Source organism: Micromonospora sp. SL4-19 (genome assembly GCF_047921475.1).
Lineage (GTDB): Bacteria > Actinomycetota > Actinomycetes > Mycobacteriales > Micromonosporaceae > Micromonospora.
The window spans coordinates 1-18,416 of sequence record NZ_JBLROB010000043.1 but is presented as its reverse complement, the minus strand read 5'-3'; the positions used below and the strand labels follow the sequence as shown (position 1 = coordinate 18,416).

16 protein-coding genes are annotated in these 18,416 nt (G+C 68.5%); 12 read left to right on the top strand and 4 right to left on the bottom strand.

Translation table 11 applies throughout. The annotated features are described in order from the left end of the window. Positions 1-239: 239 nt before the first annotated feature. From chvE to mmsB, 3 genes are all read left to right on the top strand, one after another. On the top strand, positions 240-1,382 hold the full coding sequence (gene chvE / locus ACNAVT_RS29600; RefSeq protein ID WP_416301057.1) for a multiple monosaccharide ABC transporter substrate-binding protein: 1,143 nt from the start codon (positions 240-242) through the stop codon (positions 1,380-1,382). 136 nt (positions 1,383-1,518) lie between these two features. Continuing rightward, positions 1,519-3,057, top strand: coding sequence for a multiple monosaccharide ABC transporter ATP-binding protein (gene mmsA / locus ACNAVT_RS29595; protein WP_416301023.1), 1,539 nt, complete (start codon positions 1,519-1,521; stop codon positions 3,055-3,057). Next, positions 3,054-4,304, top strand: a complete 1,251-nt coding sequence (gene mmsB, locus ACNAVT_RS29590; RefSeq protein ID WP_416301021.1) for a multiple monosaccharide ABC transporter permease — start codon at positions 3,054-3,056, stop codon at positions 4,302-4,304. The genes mmsA and mmsB overlap by 4 nt, the downstream gene beginning before the upstream one ends. Before the next feature lie 69 nt (positions 4,305-4,373). On the opposite strand, the gene ACNAVT_RS29585 is transcribed toward mmsB, so the two are convergent. Further along, complete coding sequence (locus ACNAVT_RS29585; protein ID WP_416301019.1) at positions 4,374-4,550, bottom strand: hypothetical protein; 177 nt, start codon at positions 4,548-4,550, stop codon at positions 4,374-4,376. Between the two features lie 878 nt (positions 4,551-5,428). Here ACNAVT_RS29585 and ACNAVT_RS29580 point away from each other — a divergent pair. Then, complete coding sequence (locus tag ACNAVT_RS29580; protein ID WP_416301017.1) at positions 5,429-6,208, top strand: IclR family transcriptional regulator; 780 nt, start codon at positions 5,429-5,431, stop codon at positions 6,206-6,208. Between the two features lie 19 nt (positions 6,209-6,227). Here ACNAVT_RS29580 and ACNAVT_RS29575 read toward each other — a convergent pair whose 3' ends face one another. Next, complete coding sequence (locus ACNAVT_RS29575) at positions 6,228-7,001, bottom strand: creatininase family protein (protein ID WP_416301015.1); 774 nt, start codon at positions 6,999-7,001, stop codon at positions 6,228-6,230. A 28-nt stretch (positions 7,002-7,029) separates the two neighbouring features. Further along, on the bottom strand, positions 7,030-8,127 hold the full coding sequence (locus ACNAVT_RS29570; protein ID WP_416301014.1) for a mandelate racemase/muconate lactonizing enzyme family protein: 1,098 nt from the start codon (positions 8,125-8,127) through the stop codon (positions 7,030-7,032). A gap of 282 nt (positions 8,128-8,409) precedes the next feature. Between ACNAVT_RS29570 and ACNAVT_RS29565 the strand changes: the two genes are divergently transcribed. The 8 genes from ACNAVT_RS29565 to ACNAVT_RS29530 are packed head-to-tail and all read left to right on the top strand — an operon-like array spanning position 8,410 to position 17,878. Next, positions 8,410-9,864, top strand: a complete 1,455-nt coding sequence (locus ACNAVT_RS29565) for an ABC transporter substrate-binding protein (RefSeq protein WP_416301012.1) — start codon at positions 8,410-8,412, stop codon at positions 9,862-9,864. Positions 9,865-9,868: 4 nt separating this feature from the next. Continuing rightward, positions 9,869-10,990, top strand: coding sequence for a carbohydrate ABC transporter permease (locus ACNAVT_RS29560; protein ID WP_416301010.1), 1,122 nt, complete (start codon positions 9,869-9,871; stop codon positions 10,988-10,990). Then, the gene (locus tag ACNAVT_RS29555; protein ID WP_416301008.1) at positions 10,987-11,901 is read left to right on the top strand and encodes a carbohydrate ABC transporter permease; all 915 of its coding nucleotides are present in this window, start codon (positions 10,987-10,989) and stop codon (positions 11,899-11,901) included. The genes ACNAVT_RS29560 and ACNAVT_RS29555 overlap by 4 nt, the downstream gene beginning before the upstream one ends. 10 nt (positions 11,902-11,911) lie before the next feature. Further along, complete coding sequence (locus ACNAVT_RS29550) at positions 11,912-13,009, top strand: mandelate racemase/muconate lactonizing enzyme family protein (protein ID WP_416301006.1); 1,098 nt, start codon at positions 11,912-11,914, stop codon at positions 13,007-13,009. Positions 13,010-13,014: 5 nt separating this feature from the next. Continuing rightward, positions 13,015-13,923, top strand: coding sequence for an NAD-dependent epimerase/dehydratase family protein (locus tag ACNAVT_RS29545; RefSeq protein ID WP_416301004.1), 909 nt, complete (start codon positions 13,015-13,017; stop codon positions 13,921-13,923). After that, entirely contained in the window at positions 13,920-16,202 is a 2,283-nt protein-coding gene (locus ACNAVT_RS29540) for a glycosyl hydrolase family 28-related protein (protein ID WP_416301002.1), read from the top strand. Before ACNAVT_RS29545 ends, ACNAVT_RS29540 begins: the two co-directional genes overlap by 4 nt. After that, entirely contained in the window at positions 16,199-16,585 is a 387-nt protein-coding gene (locus ACNAVT_RS29535; RefSeq protein ID WP_416301000.1) for a cupin domain-containing protein, read from the top strand. The genes ACNAVT_RS29540 and ACNAVT_RS29535 overlap by 4 nt, the downstream gene beginning before the upstream one ends. A gap of 9 nt (positions 16,586-16,594) precedes the next feature. Next, positions 16,595-17,878, top strand: coding sequence for a mandelate racemase/muconate lactonizing enzyme family protein (locus tag ACNAVT_RS29530; RefSeq protein WP_416300998.1), 1,284 nt, complete (start codon positions 16,595-16,597; stop codon positions 17,876-17,878). Positions 17,879-17,887: 9 nt separating this feature from the next. Here ACNAVT_RS29530 and ACNAVT_RS29525 read toward each other — a convergent pair. Further along, positions 17,888-18,416 (bottom strand): RNA-guided endonuclease InsQ/TnpB family protein (locus tag ACNAVT_RS29525; protein WP_416300996.1); only part of this gene is annotated, 529 nt, incomplete at its 5' end.

The window sequence follows — 18,416 nt, the reverse complement described above, 5'->3', positions numbered from 1 at the left end:
AGGTAGTCGTCAGGGACCGCCAGGGCAGGCCGGCTTCCTGGCTTGTCGGTAACCGGTGGTTCGCCACCCGGATTCCGCCCCGGCGACCCCGGCCTGTGGTCGCCGTCACCGAAGCCGTTGCGGGATCGTGACGTTGAGGTTTCGGACAGATGTTGACGATCTTGGGTGTGAGCGCTAACACTGCCCACAGTGCAATGTGTACGGCCGGCGATGGCACCCGTTTCTCAGAGGGGAAGAGCGTGAGTAGAAGACTGTGGACGGCTGTCGGGGGCGCCCTGCTGGCGCTTAGCCTGGCGGCTTGTAGCGGTGAGGGTGCGGGCGGCAGCGCCGACCGCAGCAAGGAGAAGCCCAGTGACCTGACCATCGGCGTCTCCATGCCGACCCAGACCTCGGAGCGGTGGATCGCCGACGGCAAGTCGGTGAAGGAGAAGCTGGAGCAGAAGGGCTACAAGGTCGACCTTCAGTACGCGGGCGACGACATTCCCACCCAGTCGCAGCAGGTGGATCAGATGATCACACGGGGTGCTGACGTGCTGATCATCGCAGCGATCGACGGGACCGCGTTGAGCAGCCAGTTGCAGACGGCGGCCAACGCGAAGATCCCAGTCATCGCGTACGACCGCCTGATCCGGGACAGCCCCAACGTCGACTTCTATGTCAGCTTCGACAACTACAAGGTCGGGGTTGCCCAGGCCACTGCGCTGCTGGTGGGTCTCGGCCTGCAGAACAAGGACGGATCGAAGGGCACCGAGGCCGGGCCGTTCAACATCGAACTCTTCGCCGGGTCGCTGGACGACAACAACGCCCACTTCTTCTTCAACGGGGCGATGGATACGCTCAAGCCCTTCCTGGACGCCGGCTCTCTCGTCGTCAAGTCCCGTCAGACCCGCATCGAGCAGGTGGCGATTCTGCGGTGGCAGCAGGAAACCGCGCAGAAGCGGATGGAGGACCTGTTGACCTCGAGCTACAACGACAAGTCGCGCGTCGATGGCGTCCTGTCGCCGTACGACGGATTGTCCCGCGGCATCATCACGGCCCTGCAGAACGCCGGGTACGGAACAGGGGCCAACAAGATGCCGGTCGTGACCGGTCAGGACGCAGAGATCGCCTCGGTCAAGCTCATCAACGACGGGATCCAGAGCTCCACGATCTTCAAGGACACCCGCCTGTTGGCCGAGCAGGCCGTCATCGCGGCCGAGGCGTTCCTGACGGGCAAGAGTGCGGAGCCCAACGACACCAAGACGTACAACAACGGGGTCAAGGTCGTGCCGTCGTACCTCCTGCCGGTGCAGACCGTGTACAAGGACGACATCAAGCCGGCCCTCATCGACTCCGGCTACTGGACGGCCGAGGAGGTCTCCACCGGACGAGCCAAGAGCTGAGCCGGCGCTCGGGCTCGGTGGCGGCGACGTCGCTGAGCCCGAGCGTGGCGGTGTCGCCACGGCGCCCGCGCCCGCTGCGTCCCGTCAGCTCGAACGGACCCGACGACCCAGACGACGAGGAACCAGGACGATCGCCATGGACGACACGATCCTCGAGATGCGTAACATCACGAAGACCTTTCCGGGGGTGAAGGCGCTCCAAGATGTCACGCTCGCCGTCCGGCGAGGCGAGATCCACGCCATCTGCGGCGAGAATGGTGCCGGCAAGTCCACCCTCATGAAGGTGCTGTCGGGCGTTTACCCGACCGGCTCGTATGACGGTGAGATCATTTTCGACGGCCAGCCGGTGCACTTTCGCGGCATCCGGGACAGCGAGGCTGTCGGCATCGTCATCATCCACCAGGAGCTCGCCCTGGTGCCGTACCTGTCGATAGCCGAGAACATCTTCCTCGGCAACGAGCGTCGCGGGACCGGCCGCCTCATCGACTGGAACCGGACCAACGCCGAGGCCGGTGCGCTACTGGCGTCCGTCGGGCTGCACGAACACCCGGTCACCCCGGTCGTCCAGCTCGGCGTCGGCAAGCAGCAGCTGGTGGAGATCGCCAAGGCGCTCTCCAAGGAGGTGCGCCTGCTGATCCTGGACGAGCCGACCGCCGCGCTGAACGACGTCGACTCGGCGCACCTGCTCGACCTGCTGCGCCGGCTCCGCGAGCAGGGGATCACCTGCATCATGATCTCGCACAAGCTCAACGAGATCACCGCGATCGCCGACTCGACCACCGTCATCCGCGACGGGCAGACGGTCGAAACGCTCGACATGAGCTCCGGCCAGGTGACCCAGGAACGAATCATCCGCGGCATGGTGGGCCGCGATCTGGAGAGCTACTACCCCGACCGGGTCTCGACACCGGGCGCGGAGGTGCTCCGGATCGAGGAGTGGACGGTCCGGCACCCCGTTCAGGACCGCAGGGTGGTCGACGGGGCCAGCCTGAACGTCCGGGCCGGTGAGGTTGTCGGCATCGCCGGGCTCATGGGGGCCGGCCGGACCGAGCTCGCCATGAGCGTCTTCGGCCGGTCGTACGGACGCGACATCACGGGCCGTTTGTTCGTGCATGGCACGGAGGTCAGGGCCAGGACCGTCGCGGAAGCGATCGGAAACGGCATCGCGTACGCCACGGAGGACCGCAAGCGTTACGGGCTCAACCTCATCGAGGACGTGTGCCGCAACATTTCGGCGGCCGCGCTCGGCAAGCTCGCCCGCGGGGGTTGGGTGAACGGCAACGAGGAGATCAAGGTTGCCGAGCAGAGTCGGCGCAACATGAACATCAAGACGCCGAGTGTGATGGCCGTGGCAGGGAAGCTTTCCGGCGGCAACCAGCAGAAGGTCGTCCTGTCGAAGTGGCTGTTCACCGACCCGGACGTGCTGATCCTCGATGAGCCGACGCGGGGCATCGACGTCGGCGCGAAGTTCGAAATATATACGATCATCAACCAGCTCGTGGCTGACGGAAAAGCGGTCATCCTCATCTCGTCCGAGCTGCCCGAGCTGCTCGGGATGTGCGACCGCATCTACACGCTCTCGGCCGGCCGCATCACCGGCGAGCTGCCGGTGGGCGAGGCAACCCAGGAGAACCTTATGGAGCTCATGACGAAGGAGAAGGAGCTCGCCGGATGACAAGCACCAAGCAGCCCGTGGCGGAGGACCGCCTGTCGTCCCAGAGTTCCTCGGCCGTCGCGTTGCACACCGGGACCAGCGACCCGCGTACGCTGATCCTGCGCAACCTGCGACAGAGCGGCATCTACGTCGCCTTCGTCGTCATCGTCGCGCTCTTCGCGATCCTGACCGACGGTGTCTCGCTGAGCCCCGGGAACATCACGAACATCGTCCTGCAGTACTCGTACATCCTGGTGCTCGCGATCGGCATGGTCATCGTGATCGTCGGAGGCCACATCGATCTCTCGGTGGGATCGGTAGTGGCGCTGACCGGTGCCGTCTCCGCTGTCGTGGTGATCCAGCAGGGACACCCGTGGTGGGTCGGAATTCTCGCCGCACTGGCCGTCGGCCTCGCGGTCGGCGCCTGGCACGGCTTCTGGGTCGCGTACGCCGGGATCCCGGCCTTCATCGTGACCCTGGCCGGCATGCTCCTGTTCCGCGGTCTCACCCTGCGGGTGCTCGACAACATCTCGCTCTCGCCGTTCCCGGCCGAGTACCAGCGAGTCGCCAACGGCTTCCTGAACGGACTGATCGGGGGGGACGGCTACGACGCCTTCACCCTTCTCATCGGCGCCATCGCGGTGGCGGGCTACGCGGTGAGTGGCTTTCGTACCCGCGTCTCACGCGTTCGCTATGACCAGCCCGTCGAGTCGTTCCCGCTGTTCGTGGCCCGGGTGGTGCTGGTAGGGGCCGTCATCATGTGCTTTGCCTGGCAGCTCGCCCACGCACGTGGGCTGCCGATCGTGCTCATCGTCCTCGCGGTCCTTGTCCTTGGCTACGCCCTCCTCACCAGGCGCACGGTCTTCGGCCGTCAGGTCTACGCGATCGGCGGTAACCTCTCGGCCGCGATGCTGTCCGGGGTGAAGGTCCGCAAGGTGAACTTCTGGATGTTCGTCAACATGGGCTTCCTGGCGGGGGTGGCCGGCGTCATCTACTCCTCGCGATCGAACGGCGCTCAGCCCGCCGCCGGCAACATGTTCGAGCTCGATGCCATCGCCGCGGCCTTCATCGGTGGCGCTGCCGTCACCGGCGGGGTCGGCACCGTGGTGGGTGCCATGGTCGGCGGCCTCATCATGGCGGTGATGAGCAACGGGATGCAGCTCATGGGCGTCGACCAGTCGATACAGTCAGTCGTGAAAGGCCTCGTGCTGCTCCTCGCCGTGGCATTCGATGTCTACAACAAGCGGCGCGCGGGGGCCACGCGCTGACGGCGCGACGCCGGCACCCGGACCTCCGCCTCGGCCGTCGAGCAGCACACCCCCGCGTGGCCGCCGGGGTCAGCTCGGTGCGGCCGGGGCGGGGTAGGGCGGGGTGAGCCGGTCCGCGAGCCCCTCGATGATCTGGGTGAGGTAGTCGAAGTCCGGCACGGCCACCCGCTCGGCCCGATCGTGCAGGGTGTCCGGGGTGACCGTGTCGTCGATGCGGGCGACCTCGTGGTGTCCGTAGCAGTCCATGGCATGCCTCCCGTCACTGGTCGTGACGCTCGCAGGCGGTGCCGTCACACCGTCGCTTGCCTACCCCCATCATTGCACTGTGCAAGCATCGCGGGCAGGGGGCTGACCTGGGCAGTCAATCCCCGGCCCCCGCCGGGCTCTCGGTGCGGCAAATCCGATCCGAGCCACCACCGAGGACCCTCGGTCGCCCGGCCCGGATTGATTACCGCCGCCCAACGCCTTCCTACGGCAGCCGTGGCGATGATTCTCGAGGCTACGAGCCGGACTCCGGGGATCGGATCTGCGCGGCGTGTCATGCGCCGGCCGTGGCCTGTGATGGGGTCACGGCCGGCGCGCGTGCCGCCGGGCCTCCGGGGTCTCCGACAGGTGACACGGTCACCGGCGGGTAGCGCGGTGGCCGCCGGCAGATGTTTCCCTCAGAGAAACGGGGACTCCTTGTGGGGAGACGGGTGTCATCCTAGTATCCACATCTCTGTGCATCGCCGCCAGAGAGATGGACGCCGGTGCGAAACCGGCGGCGGCCCGCGAGAACCTGCATGTCGACGACGGTCGGTCTCGGCCGGGTCGAGTCGCTCGAACTGGAACTGGCCAATGTGAACTCGTCCGGCAGCACTGCCAGGTGCCGTGCCGGCTCCCGCCTGGCGTCGGGCCACCCGGGAGGCCACTGCGGGGTGCTCGTATCCGCTCATCCTGACTAACATGACGACGACACCGACGGCGGATTTGCGGCCAGCGATCTCGGCGATGTCGCCCTCAGCCCGCTGCCTCGCGGGCGGGCGGTGGGATGTGTCTCAGGAAGAAGTAGCTGTTTTGTGCTGGGAAACATGGCTCCGCTAGGCTACTCTCCAAACCTGGCGTTCGTTTCCCTGGGAGAAACAATGGTTGCGGCTGAGCCGGACTACATCGTCAAGCCCGTGTTCAAGGCACTGGCCGTGCTGCGGTGCATCGGCGAGGCGGACCGCCCACTGACGCTCGGTGACGTCTGCAGCCGCGCCGAGCTGCCCAAGAGCACCGCCTTCAAGTACCTGCGTACCCTGCGGGACAGCGGCTTCGTAGCGCACGACCCGGACACCGACACCTATCGGATCGGCCTCGTGGTCTGGCAGCTGGGTCAGCTGTCCGGCGAGCAGAACCGGATCCGGGAGGTTGCCCTGCCGGCGATGCGCCGCCTGCACGGCCGGTTCGGCGAGACCGTCAACCTCGGCCTGCCCGACGGCCGTGACATCGTCTACCTGGAGATGATCGAGAGCACCCGAGCCCTGCGCATGCAGGCGCGGCTGGGTTCGCGCGATCCGCTCTACAGCACTGCCCTGGGCAAGGCCTACCTGGCCGCGTTGGACGGGGATGCCTGGCGCAACCTGGTGCCGACCCGGCTCGCTCCGCGCACGCACCACACCGTCGCGTCACTGGCCGCGCTGCGAGCCGAGCTCGACCAGGCCAGGGCGCGTGGCTACGCGACCGAGACCGGGGAGAACGAGGAGGGCTCGGCCTGCGTAGCCGCCGCCATCCATGACGCGCGCGGCGTGCCGGTGGCCGCGATCAGCGTCTCGGCCCCCGACAGGCGGATGGACGACGAGCTGCGCGCCGAGATCGGCAGACACGTCGCGGCCGCGGCGGCGGACTGCTCGCAGCGTCTGGGCTACCGGACGGCGTTGTGACCGGGGGCGCCGTCCGGTCCTAGCGCAGCGGAGCCACCGGATTCAACGGGTACCCGATGAGCCGGTGGGCGAAATCGAGCGCGCGGGACAGCGCCACCTCGACGATCTTCTCGCCGGTCGCGGGGTTGGCGAGCCGCGGATCGCCCAGGGCGCCGTTCGGGCTCCATTCGTCCAGCCGGATCGGCACGTCCACACCGGTGAACGGCGGGCCGGCCAGCGGCTGGAGCTCCGGCGCCGGAGCCGGCCCGGGCACCTGGTCGGCACGCAACCCGCCCGGGTTCACGACCATCACGACGGAGGTCTCGGCCTCGCACGCGTGCCCCCAGCCGAGATCGCCGACGTGCTTGCTGGCCTCGTCGCGCGCGACATCAGACCACATCATGTGCGCCATCAACGCACCGGTGTCCCGGCGTACCTCACGGGACGCCAGCCGCACTGCGTCGGTGTTGCCGCCATGCCCGTTGACGACCAGGATGCGTGGAATGCCCCAGTGCACCAGGCTCTCGGCGATGTCCTTGAGCAGCGCGATGAGGGTGGCCGGCCGCAGCGTCAGCGAGCCGGGAAAGGCGAGGTGGTGCTCGGACAGCCCGTAGGGCATCAGCGGGCACAGCAGCGCCTGGTCGCCCAGTTCGGTGGCCAGCCGGCGCGCCAGCCCGCGCGCCACGGCCGCGTCGGTCTCCAGGCTCAGATGCGGGCCGTGCTGCTCGGTGGAGCCGATCGGCACGATGGCCAGCTTCACCGACGGCAGCGCCGCGCGGACGTCGGGCCAGGTCATCGAGGTGAGTTCGAGCATCGGGTTCCTTCGCGTCGCGGTCGGATGGTCAGGTGCGGTGCCGTAGCGGACTGGTGAGGGCAGTCAGGCGGGCCGGGTCGACGGTGACACCGAGGCCGGGCCCGTCGGGTACGAGGGCGTGGCCGGCGCGGTACCGGACCGGATCCGCGGCGACATCGTCGCGGTAGACCATCGGTCCGACGGTGTCGCCGGGGAAGTCGAGGTTGTCCACCGCGGCGGCCAGGTGCAGCGCGGCCGCCGACCCGACGGACAGCTCCTGGGTGCCCCCGATGAGCGTGCCCACCTGGGCGTGCCGGGCCAGCGTGAAGACGTCCAGCGCGGCGGTGAACCCGCCGAGCGCGGCGAGCGAGATGTTGAGGATGTCCACGGCGTCCGCGTCCAGCAGCCGCCGGGCCTCGGCATGGCTCCACACGTGTTCGCTGACCGGGACCGGAAGCTGGCGCCGCACCTCGGCCAGCGTGTCGGGGTTGCCGCGCCGGACCGGGCTCTCCACCGACAGCGCGCCGGATCGCGGGAGCAGCCGGTGCAGCAGGCGCAGGGCGGTGGCGGGCGGGAAGCGGGCGGACAGGTCGAGGCACTTGACGGTGAAGGCCTCGCCGAACCGCTCCCGTGCCTCGTCGAAGAACCATTCCTCGACCTCGAGGTTGCCGCACACGTACACCTTGAAGAGGGTGAAGCCCTGGTCGATCCGGCGCCGGGCCTCGGCCAGGTTGGCCTCCGCGATCGACCGGTCGTACATGGGGAACATCGGGTACCCGACGGGCATGGCATCGCGCCGGCGGCCGCCGAGCAGGTCGCACACGGACGTGCCGAGCGCCCGGCCGAGCAGGTCGTAGAGCGCGATCTCGACGGCCCACCGCACCACGGGGTCGGCCGTACCGAACCGGCCGTCGAGCCGGGTGAGCAGGTCCACCCGGTCGGCCGGATCGGCGCCCACCAGTACGGCCTCCAGCTCGGCGGCCAGTACGCCGAGATCCGGCAGCCAGGCCATCTCCTCGGCGTCGGACAGCTCGCCGTATCCGGTGACCTGGTGGTCGGTGTCCAGTTCCACGATCAGGTGTCGGCTCGTGACGCCGGTGTGGCGGGCAGTGGCGACCGGTGTGATGGACACCTTGACGATGCGCACCGCCGCCTCCTCTCGTCCACTCGTTTCCTGAAAAGGCACGCGCGTTTCTCCGATGGGAGAATGGCAGCGGGCGGCGAGACTGTCAACGCCGGGCGGGTGCCCTGACGTGCGAGATTGCCCGGTACGTTTGGACTCCGGGTCGTCGAGTCCGGGCGCGGGCTATCCCTTCACGAGAGACGGATAGTTCTTGACGAGAACCGCTGGTGATCCTAGTCTCGGTCCACACGACGGATCCGCGACGCGGATCCCAGGTGTTTCGCCCGACTTCGCTTGGGAGTAACCATGGACGACTCGACGTCCCGAACACTTTCCCGCCGCAGCGTCCTCAAGCTCGGCGGCGGCGGCATCGCCCTGCTCGCCGGCGGCGGGCTGCTCGCCGCCTGCACGAGCGCCACCTCACCGAAGACCAACCCGGCGTCAGCGGGCCCGGACAGCGGCTCGCTCACCATCGCCGACATCGCCGACGACACCGACAAGCCCAGCGTCGCCGCCGCCGCGGCGGCTGTCGCCGCGTTCAAGGCCAAGCAGCCGAACGTCACCGTCGTCACCAAGCTCCAACCATCCGGCGCCGACGAGGTGGCGGCGTTCATCGCCAGCCGCACCGCCCCGACCGCGTACGTGGTCAGCAGCAACGACGTGAGCCCGATGATCGCGGCCAAGCAGGTGCCCGACATGACGGCGATCATCAAGAAATGGGAGCATTTCGACGAGCTGGCACCCGCCCTCCTCGACACCTTCGGCCTCAACGGCACCTACTACGGCCTGCCGCAGTACAGCGGCTCGACCGGGCTGGTGATCTCGAAGCCGTTGTTCCAGAGCGCCGGCCTCGACCCGACCGACTGGCAGCGGGGCGGCAAGACCTTCGCCGACTTCCGCGCCGCGGCCAAGGCCATCTCGGACAAGAACCCCGGCGTGGCCGGCTTCCAAGCCACCCTCAAAGGTCCCCGGCAGGGCGGCCTGTCGCTGTTGACGCTCATGTATGCCAACGGCCAGTTGACCTACCGCCAGGACGACGCGACCAAGAAGTACACCGCGACCTGCAACACACCGCAGGCCGTCGCCGCGCTGCAGTTGCTGCAGCAGATGTACTGGCAGGACAAGAGCATGGGGAGCAACCCTGTCATCGCGTATCTCGACGGCTTCCAGGCGCTCGCCTCGGGCAAGGCCGCGATGTGCATGTCCGCGTTCGACGGCCCGGGCCAGGTCGCCGCGGCCGGCGCGGAGCGCCCCGACGACTTCATCATGGTGCCGTTCCCGATCAACGACACGGCACAGGGCACGCTGATCGGCAGCGGCTCGGGTTACGTGTTCAGCAACACCGTCAACCAGTCCGACCTGCAGGCCGCATTCGACTACACGGTCTTCGAGAACCTCAGCGTCGAGGGTGTCTCGGCGTACTACAAGGCGTGGCTCGAGGCGGGCAAGGCGGACGGATCGGGGGAGACGCCCCAGACCGTACCGTTCGCGACGCTGTTGCTGAAGGCGGGCTCCGCGCTGCGTGCCCAGATCGAGGAGGCGGTCAAGCCCTACGTACCGGCCTACTCGCTGTCACTCTACGGCGACTACTTCGCCACCACGGCGAAGATCAACCTGGCACCCGAGCCGGTCGTCAAGGGCAAGGAGATCAAGACCGCCCTGCAGACCCCGGTCGAGGTCATCATGACCAAACCCAACGCCAACCCCCAGACCGAACTGGACAAGGCCAACGCGGTCATCCAACAGGCACTGAACTCCTGACCCGATGAACGCGACAAGGCAGCAGTCCGTCGAGGCGCGCACGCCGCCTTCCGCTCGCCCGGCCGGGAAGATCCCGGCCGGGCACGCGCCAGCGCACCACGCGAGCCGGGCGGCGGTCGGGCTCCGTCGCCGGATCTTGCGCAACCTGAGCGGGTACGCCTACATCGCGCCGGCCGCGCTGCTGTTCGCGCTGTTCGCCTGGTACCCGATCGTGCTCGGCCTCGAGATGAGCCTGCAGCGGGTGACCCTGGCCGACCCGTCAACGTGGAGCGGCGTGCAGAACTTCCAGCTCATCTTCCACGATCCGGTGTTCTGGACGGCATGGGGCAACACCCTGAAGTTCTCGGCACTGTCGCTGCTGTTCGGCTTCGTGGTACCCGTCGGGCTGGCCATCTGCGTCAACGAGATGCGCCACGGCCAGTGGTACTTCCGGCTGGCCTTCTACCTGCCCGCGATCCTCCCGCCGATCGTCACCGCGTTCATGTGGAACTGGTTCCTGGACCCCGGCCCGGGCGGGTTCGTCAACTCGTTGCTGGGGCACCTCGGCATCGGGCCGCAGCCGTGGCTCAACTCGCAGACCCAGGCGCTGTACGCGATCCTGGCCATCACCATCTGGGCCGGCTCCGGCGCGACCATGCTGATCTACCTGGCCGCGCTGCAGGACATCCCCGCCGAGCTCTACGAGGCGGCCGAACTGGACGGCGCCAACCTGTGGCAGCGGGTACGCAGCGTGACGCTGCCCCAGATCCGAACCGTCATGGCCGCCATGTTCGTGCTGTCGTTCATCAACTCGATGCAGCTGTTCGTCGAACCGTACGCGCTGACCGCGGGCGGACCCAACCACGCCACCGAGACCGTGGTGACCGTCATGTACGAGTACGGCTTCCAGGAACAGCAGTACGGCAAGGCAGCGGCAGTCGGGGCGACCCTGTTCGTGGTCATCGTGCTGCTCACCGTCGGCCTGGTCTGGCTGCCCCGCCGGATCGCCGCCCGTACGACGGCTCCGGGCCGCCGCGCGGCGTCGGACCGGCCGTCATTCGGTCCGGAGCGCCGCCTAGCGGCGCGGAGGCCGAATCATGGCCGCCAGCCGAGCTCGAGTCGTCGCAGGAAGGGGGTGCCCGGATGACCGCGACACCCCGCCGCCGCGGCGAGCCGGCCGCCCGTACGCTCGTCTCCGCGATGGCCGCCCGCCGCCCGTGGGCCCGGGTCGTCTACTGGGCCACCTGGGCACTGCTGGTGCTCGCCACCCTTTCCACGGTGGTCCCGCTGTGGTGGCTCATCACCGGGGCGTTGAAGACCCCGCACGACCTCAACCAGACACCGCCGACCTGGATCCCGCAGCCGTGGACCCTCGACGGCGTGGTGCTCACCTGGAAGCGGCTGGACCTGTTCCAATACTTCCGCAACTCGGCCCTGCTGGCGGCCGGCACGCTGGCGCTACGCCTGGCCGTGTCGGTGCTCGCCGCGTACGGACTGTCGAAACTGCGCCCGGCCGGGCACCGTCTGTTTCTGGGCGCCTTCCTGAGCACGCTGATGATCCCGGCGATCATCTACTTCATCCCGCAGTACGTGACCGTGATCAACCTCCCGCTGGGCGGCGTGAGCCTCAAGGGCTCGTGGTGGGGGGTGTGGCTGCCCGGCGCCGTGAGCGGGTTCGCCATCTTCGTACTCAAGATCTTCTTCGACAAGATCCCGCCGGAGCTGACCGAGGCGGCCGTCGTCGACGGCGCCAGCTCGTGGCGGATCCTGACCCGGATCATCCTGCCGCTGTCCAAGGGCCCGATCGCGGTCGTGTCCATCTTCACCGTCATCGCGTCGTGGCAGGACTTCCTGTGGCCGAAACTGATCCTCGGCGACGACCCCGCGATGCGCCCGCTGTCGGTGGCGCTCTACCTGGTCAACTCGCCCGGCTCGCGAGCGCCGTTGAACGTGCAGATCGGCTCGCTGGCGATCGCGTCGATACCGATGATCATCCTGTTCCTCGTGTTCCAACGGCAGATCATGCGCGGGGTCACCTTCACCGGGTCGAAAGGTTAAAGGAGAAACCTTGAACATCACCGGCACCACCCTCCACCCGGTCAAGGCACGCCGGCACAGCGGGGAGACCAGCCAGCACGTCATCGTCAAACTCCACACCGACGCCGGCATCACCGGCCTCGGCGAAATCTCCGATCTGCAGGAGCTGAGCTACCTGCCCGATCTGACCGTCCTGAGCGACGAGCTCAACAGGCTGCTGACCGGCCGAGACGTCGTCAACCGCACCGAGATCCTGGGGCTGATCGACAAGCGGTACGGCACCGTCGAACCGGCCTTCCGCTGGGGCATCGAGATCGCCCTCTACGACGCCCTCGGCAAGCTGCTGGACCAGCCGATGTACAACCTGCTCGGCGGGCGGGTGCGCGACCGGTTGCGCATCTGCTACCCGTTGTTCCCGATGTACGAGCGCTCCGTCGCCGAGGCCAGCCTCGTCGAGGTCGACAAGCGGCTCGGCCAAGGCTTCGACATGTTCCGCGTGTACATCTGCGGCAACCTCGAGGTCGAGGAGTGGTTCTTCCGGGAGTTGCGCGAGCGCCACGGCGACGTTCCGAAGATCAAGTCCCTGGACTTCTCCGCACGCTTCGATCGCAAGACCGCGCTACGGATCGCCGACCGACTGGTCGACCTGTCCGGTACCGAGATGGTGGAGAGCCCGGTGCGGCGGGCCGACCCGCGGGCGCTGGCCGAGGTGCGGCGGGCGCTGCGGGTGCCGGTCAGCGAACACGTGTGGAGCTACGCGGAGGCGCTGCGGTTGCTGGACGCGGAGGCGCTGGACGTCCTCAACATCTCGCTGGCCGCGCTCGGCGGGGTCACCGCCGCGGTCGAACTGTTCGCTCTCGCGAGGCACACGGCCACGCCGACCCTTCTCGGCACCACGCAGGAGATGTCCATCGGTACCGCGGCGGTGATGCACGTCGCGATGGCCACGCCGAACATCGACCACCCCGGCGACGCGGTCGGGCCCCTGCTGTACCTCGACGACGTCACGACCGAGCCGGTGCCCTACGCCGACGGGCACGCCTGGGCGCCCGACGGGCCGGGCCTGGGCGTGACACTCGACGAGGACCGGCTCGCCGCGCTGTCCCACCCGTTGTACGCCAGGGACTGAACGCGATGCGTCTACTGATCACCGGCGGGCTCGGCAACGTGGGCCGCGCCGCCGCCGCGCACCTGACCGCGGCCGGCCACGAGGTGGTGACCTTCGATCGGGTCACCTCGCACGACCTGGCCTGGGAACACGTCACGGGCGACCTGCGCGACGCGCTCGGCGTGCGCCAGGCGATGCGGGGCGTTGACGCGGTCGTGCACGCCGGCACCTACCCGGGCGACGGCGAGCCCGGCGAGGAGGACGCGGTGCTGAGCATCGCGGTCGGCGGTACCTGGAACGTGATGACCGCCGCGGTGGAGGCGGGCGTGTCGCGAGTGGTCTACGTATCCAGCGTCAACGCGCTGGGCGCCATCAAGAACGAGCACAAGCCCGACTTCCTGCCGCTGACCGACCGGCACCCGCGCAACCCGGTCTCCATCTACCAGCTCGGCAAGCACCTGTCCGAGGAGGTCTGCCGCTCCTACACCCGCCGCTGCGGCATCCCCACCATCTGTCTGCGCCCGACACTGGTCGCCGTCGCGCCGCACACGTACCGGCTGTGGCGCGGCGACGACCCGCACCTGCACGAGCGGCTGGCCGCGAACTTCGGCGCCTACATCGACCGGCGCGACCTGCTGTCCGCCATCGATCTCGCGCTGGCCGTCGAAGGCATCGACCACGACGGCTTCCTGCTGGCCGCACGAGACATCTCGACCGACCGCCTGACCACCGCCGAGATCATCGAACAGTACGCGCCGGCGGTGCCATGGCCGGGCAGCAGCCTCGCCGAGTGGACCCGCGACGACCCGTACCGCAGCCCGTTCGACTGCTCGCACGCCGCGCAGCGGCTCGGCTGGACGCCGAAGCACAGCTGGCGCGATACCCCCTCGGCTGACGATGCCGCACGCCTCACCCCCCACGGAGACCACCGATGAACCGTCGCCAGGGTGTCCTCGCCTACGTCTGCGCGGCCCTGCTCGTCGCCGCATCCCTGGTGGCAACCGGTACCCCCGCCGACGCCGCCCCGTCGACCGTCGTGGCCTATCCCAAGCTCGCCACTGACGTCGACGACCCCAACTACCAGGTCAGCGTCAACGGCACGCCGATCTACGTGCACGGCCTGCACTGGCACTACACGGACGGCGAGACCAGCGACTTCCCGATGAACGACAACGGCTGGCCCTACGCTCATTTCGCCTTCTCCGGTACCGCCCACGTCGTGGTCACCTACAAGGAGAAGGTGCAGTCCTACGACATCAGTCCGGCCAGCTACGGGATCGCCGCGCAGGCGAGCGGCAACCAGATCAGCTTCGACCTCACCGAGCCACTCAAGATCGAGCTGCACAACGTGAATTCGGCCGACAGCAACGTGATCGGCAGCAACGACCAGGCCGGCACCCACTTCGGCAAGAACGACGACCCGGACAACCTGCTGATCTGGGCCGATCCGCTGGAGACGGACCCCGCTTCGCCACACGGCCGTGGCGTGGTCAGGGCGCTGGCCAGCGGAGCCGACAACACCGGGCACGCCGACGCCTCCGCCGCCATCAATGCCGCCATCGCCCGGGTGCCGGCCGGCGGCACCCTCTACCTCGGCCCGGGCAGCTACCTCATCACGCACTCGATCAACCTGAAGAGCAACATGCGCTTCTACCTGGCACCCGGCTCCGAGTTGGTGCAGGCCAAGCAGTACTACGTGAACGGCGAGCCGCAACTGACCTCGACCAACAACATGATCAACGTCATCAACGCCGACCACGTGACCATCGACGGCCGGGGACGGCTCAACGGCCAGGGCCAGTACAACCGCTGGCACGACTTCGCCTGGTGGACGATGATCCTGATGCACAACGCCAACGACGTCGCCGTCAACGACATCGTCTCCTTCAACGCCGCCGGCGGCGACGTGTGGCAGGAGAACGGCAGCAACGTCCGGTTCACCAACTTCAAGGAAGACACCAACAGCGGCGCCGCCGAGTCGGATCTGGTCAACTTCTGGAACTGCTGGCACTGCGGGGTCGACAACTCGTTCGGCAAGACCACCGACGACTCCAGCAACTTCGGCTCCGGCCCGACCACCTCCGGCGCGCTCAGCGGCTTCGACGGCGCACCCGACCCGGCCAACGACGCCCGCTACCCCAGCGGCGACTACTGGTTCACCAACAGCGTCATCATCAACAACGGCACGGGCGCCGGATACGCCGCGGGCACCTCGGCCGGATCGGACATCAACGGCGCCCGATGGGAAAACGACGTCATCATCTCCGCGCCCCAGGTGTGGCGGGCGTTGGCGGTGTTCGGCGGGGTGTACCGCAACTTCCAGGTCAACAACCTCGTCGTCGAGCAGGTCGTGCCGGACATGAACAACTTCAATCCGTACATCACCGGCTCCACCAGCAACCCGTCGCTGGGCGTGCCGATCACGCTCAAGTCAAAGATCCCCTACTGGAACTATCAGCCATGGCAGGCTGCGGGCGGCCGCGTGGGCGGCATCGACGGGGTCAGCTTCAACAACGTACGCATCGGCACGCCGACCGACTGCGCGCACATCGCACCCAACGAGTTGGTCAGCCACAGCGACTACCAGGGCGCGGGGCAGACCGTCCGCAACGTCACCTTCAACGACGTGACCTTCGCCGGGCAGCTGCTGTCCGGGATAGCGCACCCCGCCGACAACCACAGCCCGTACCGCTACCAGGGCCAGTGCAAGGCCAACCCGGATGTCCCCGATCCGAACGCGCTGAACGCGGCCGATCCCGGCGCCGGATGGAAGACCATCGACTGGGCCGACGGAGGAAACGTCGACCGCAACGGCAACCTGCCCTCACTATTGGACCAGCCGAAGGTGGCCGGGCAGTATCCGGTGAACCCGGCGTACGACCCCGCGCACGTACCGGACTGGACCGACTGGTCGACGGTCCACTTCTCGAACACTGGCGTCCAGCTGGTCAACCTGGCCGCGCACGGCACCACGGTGACCTTCACTCGCTCATCCAGCCACGGTGGGCCGGTGGACACCAGCAGGTCCCTGACCATCGCGTACGTCGCCGGTGGCCGCACCGCCCAGCTCACGATTCCGGCCGGGGCCAGCTCCGGGAGCGTGCGTGTGCCGCCGCACGGGCCGAATCCGGTGCTGGTCGAACTCCGGCCCGGCGACGGGTACCAGATGGACCACGCATTCCTCGCCACCGTCACGCCCGGGGGACTTACATGACCGATCAGCGACTCACCGCCTGGAGCATCGACCGCCGGCTCGAGGGACACCCCGCCCGCACCAACATCAACGTCGCCTTCGTCGACGGCGCCTACGCCATGCGCATCGCCCAGCTCCGCGAGACCTTTCCGCCGCACCGGCACGACAGCGACGAGTCCTGGTTCGTCTACCAGGGACGGATGCGGGTCGACTCGGAAATCGGCTCGGTGGAGGTCGGCGCGGGCGAGGGCGTGGTCATCCCGGCCGGTGTGCGACACAGCCCGACCTGTCTGGAGCCGGGCACCACCGTGCTCATCGTCAACCGTAAGGGCCAGCGCACGCTGCCCGACGACCACGCCGAGTTCGTCGCCGCCGGCGCGACCGACATCGACGACCCGGCCTGAGGTGGACTGATGACATCAACGCGCGGGCTGACCGTCACGGGGGTCGACCGGATCCTGCTGGACGTGCCGTTCAGCCCGCGGGCCCGGCCGTGGAACGAACTGCTCATCGGGCAGTGGCGGCTCATCGAGCTGATCCGGGTCACCACCAACGACCCGGACGTGACCGGTTGGGGCGAGACCATCCTGGACTACTGCTACGCGCCGGTACCGGACGAGGCGGTCGCCTACGTACGTGGCCGCAACCCGGCCGAGTGCCTGTCGCGCGACGACTTCGGCCCGGGCCTGCAGATGGCGCTCTACGACGCGGTCGGCAAGGCGCTCGACGTACCGGTGCGGTCCCTGCTGCCGCTCGCCCAGGTCCGCGACGAGTGCCCGATCTCGTGGTGGAACACCAAGATGCCGCCCGCGGTGCTGGCGCAGGAGGCGCGCGACGCGGTGGCCGCCGGGTACCGTACGCACAAGTTCAAGGCCCGGCCCTGGTTCGACGTCCACGAACAGGTCGACGCGGTGTCCGCGGTGACCCCACCGGACTACCAGCTGGACCTGGACTGGAACGAGATGCTCCGCGACGCCGGAACCGCCGCCCCGGTGCTGACCGCACTGGAGCGCACCGGACGGGTCGGCATCTTCGAGACCCCGCTGCCGCACCACGACCTCGCCGGATACCGCGCGCTACGGGGCAAGCTGACCCGTCCGGTCGCCGACCATTTCCTGGACACGCCGTTCGCGGCGAACGTCGCGCAGGAGGCGTTCGACGGCTACGTGGTGACCTGGCAGGGCGTCGGCGGACTGCTGGCCTCGGGTACCCAGGCGGCCGGCGTGCACCGGCCGTTCTTCCTGCAGATGTGCGGCACCGGCCTGACCACCGCGCTGGCGCTGCAGCTGGGTGCGGTGCTCAGCCACGCCGTGTGGCCGCACGTCACCGCGATGAACACGTGGTCGGAGGACCTGCTGCGCGCGCCGATCGAGATCCGCAACGGGTACGCGCGGGTGCCGGACGGCCCCGGCCTGGGCGTGTCGGTGGACGAGGAAGCGGTGCACCGGCTCTCGGTGCCCGACGCGACGCCCATCCGGTACCCCCGGCGGATCCTGACCATCGCGTGGCCCGGCGGCCGCCGCCGCAGCTATGCGAGTGCGGAACAGATGTGGACGGACTGCCGCGCCGGCAACGTGCCCGCCCAGCAGCCCGGCGCGGACCTTGCGGTACGCGAGGACGACGGGAGCGCGGACTTCGCGGACCTGTACCGGCGCTGTGCCCTCGCACCGGTCTCGCATTACAGCGTGTCTCAATAGTCCGTTGGGTCATGAGACACCGCCCTTCTCGGGCGTCCCTGCCGTCACGGATATTCGTGGCGGCAGGGTTCCTCCGTCATCAGGGCTGGTTTCACCGGCGCGTGAGCGCTGGCCAGAGCCGTCCCCTCGGGAGGCGTTGGTGACCGGGCCTCGTGCTTCGGGGTCCCGGGTCCGGGCATGGTATTGCTCGGCCCAGACGGCGAGGTTGACCGCCGCGTTGACGTCCCGGTCCGCCGTATGCCCGCACTCGTCGCAGCGGAAGATGCGCATGGACAGGGGTAGGGCCGGGCCGATGGTGCGGCAGGCACTGCACATTCTGGTGGACGGGTACCAGCGGGGTGCCGGGGCGACCTGCCCGCCCCGCCAGCGTTGTTTGTAGCTGATGATGCGGGCCAGGTCAGCCCAACCCGCATCGGAGATGGCGGCGGCCAGACGCCGGTTGCGCAGCAGACCGGCGGTGTACAGGTCTTCCAGAGCCAGCCGGTCGTGGGTCTTGACCAGCCGGTTGGCGACCTTGTGCAGGAAGTGGCGACGCACA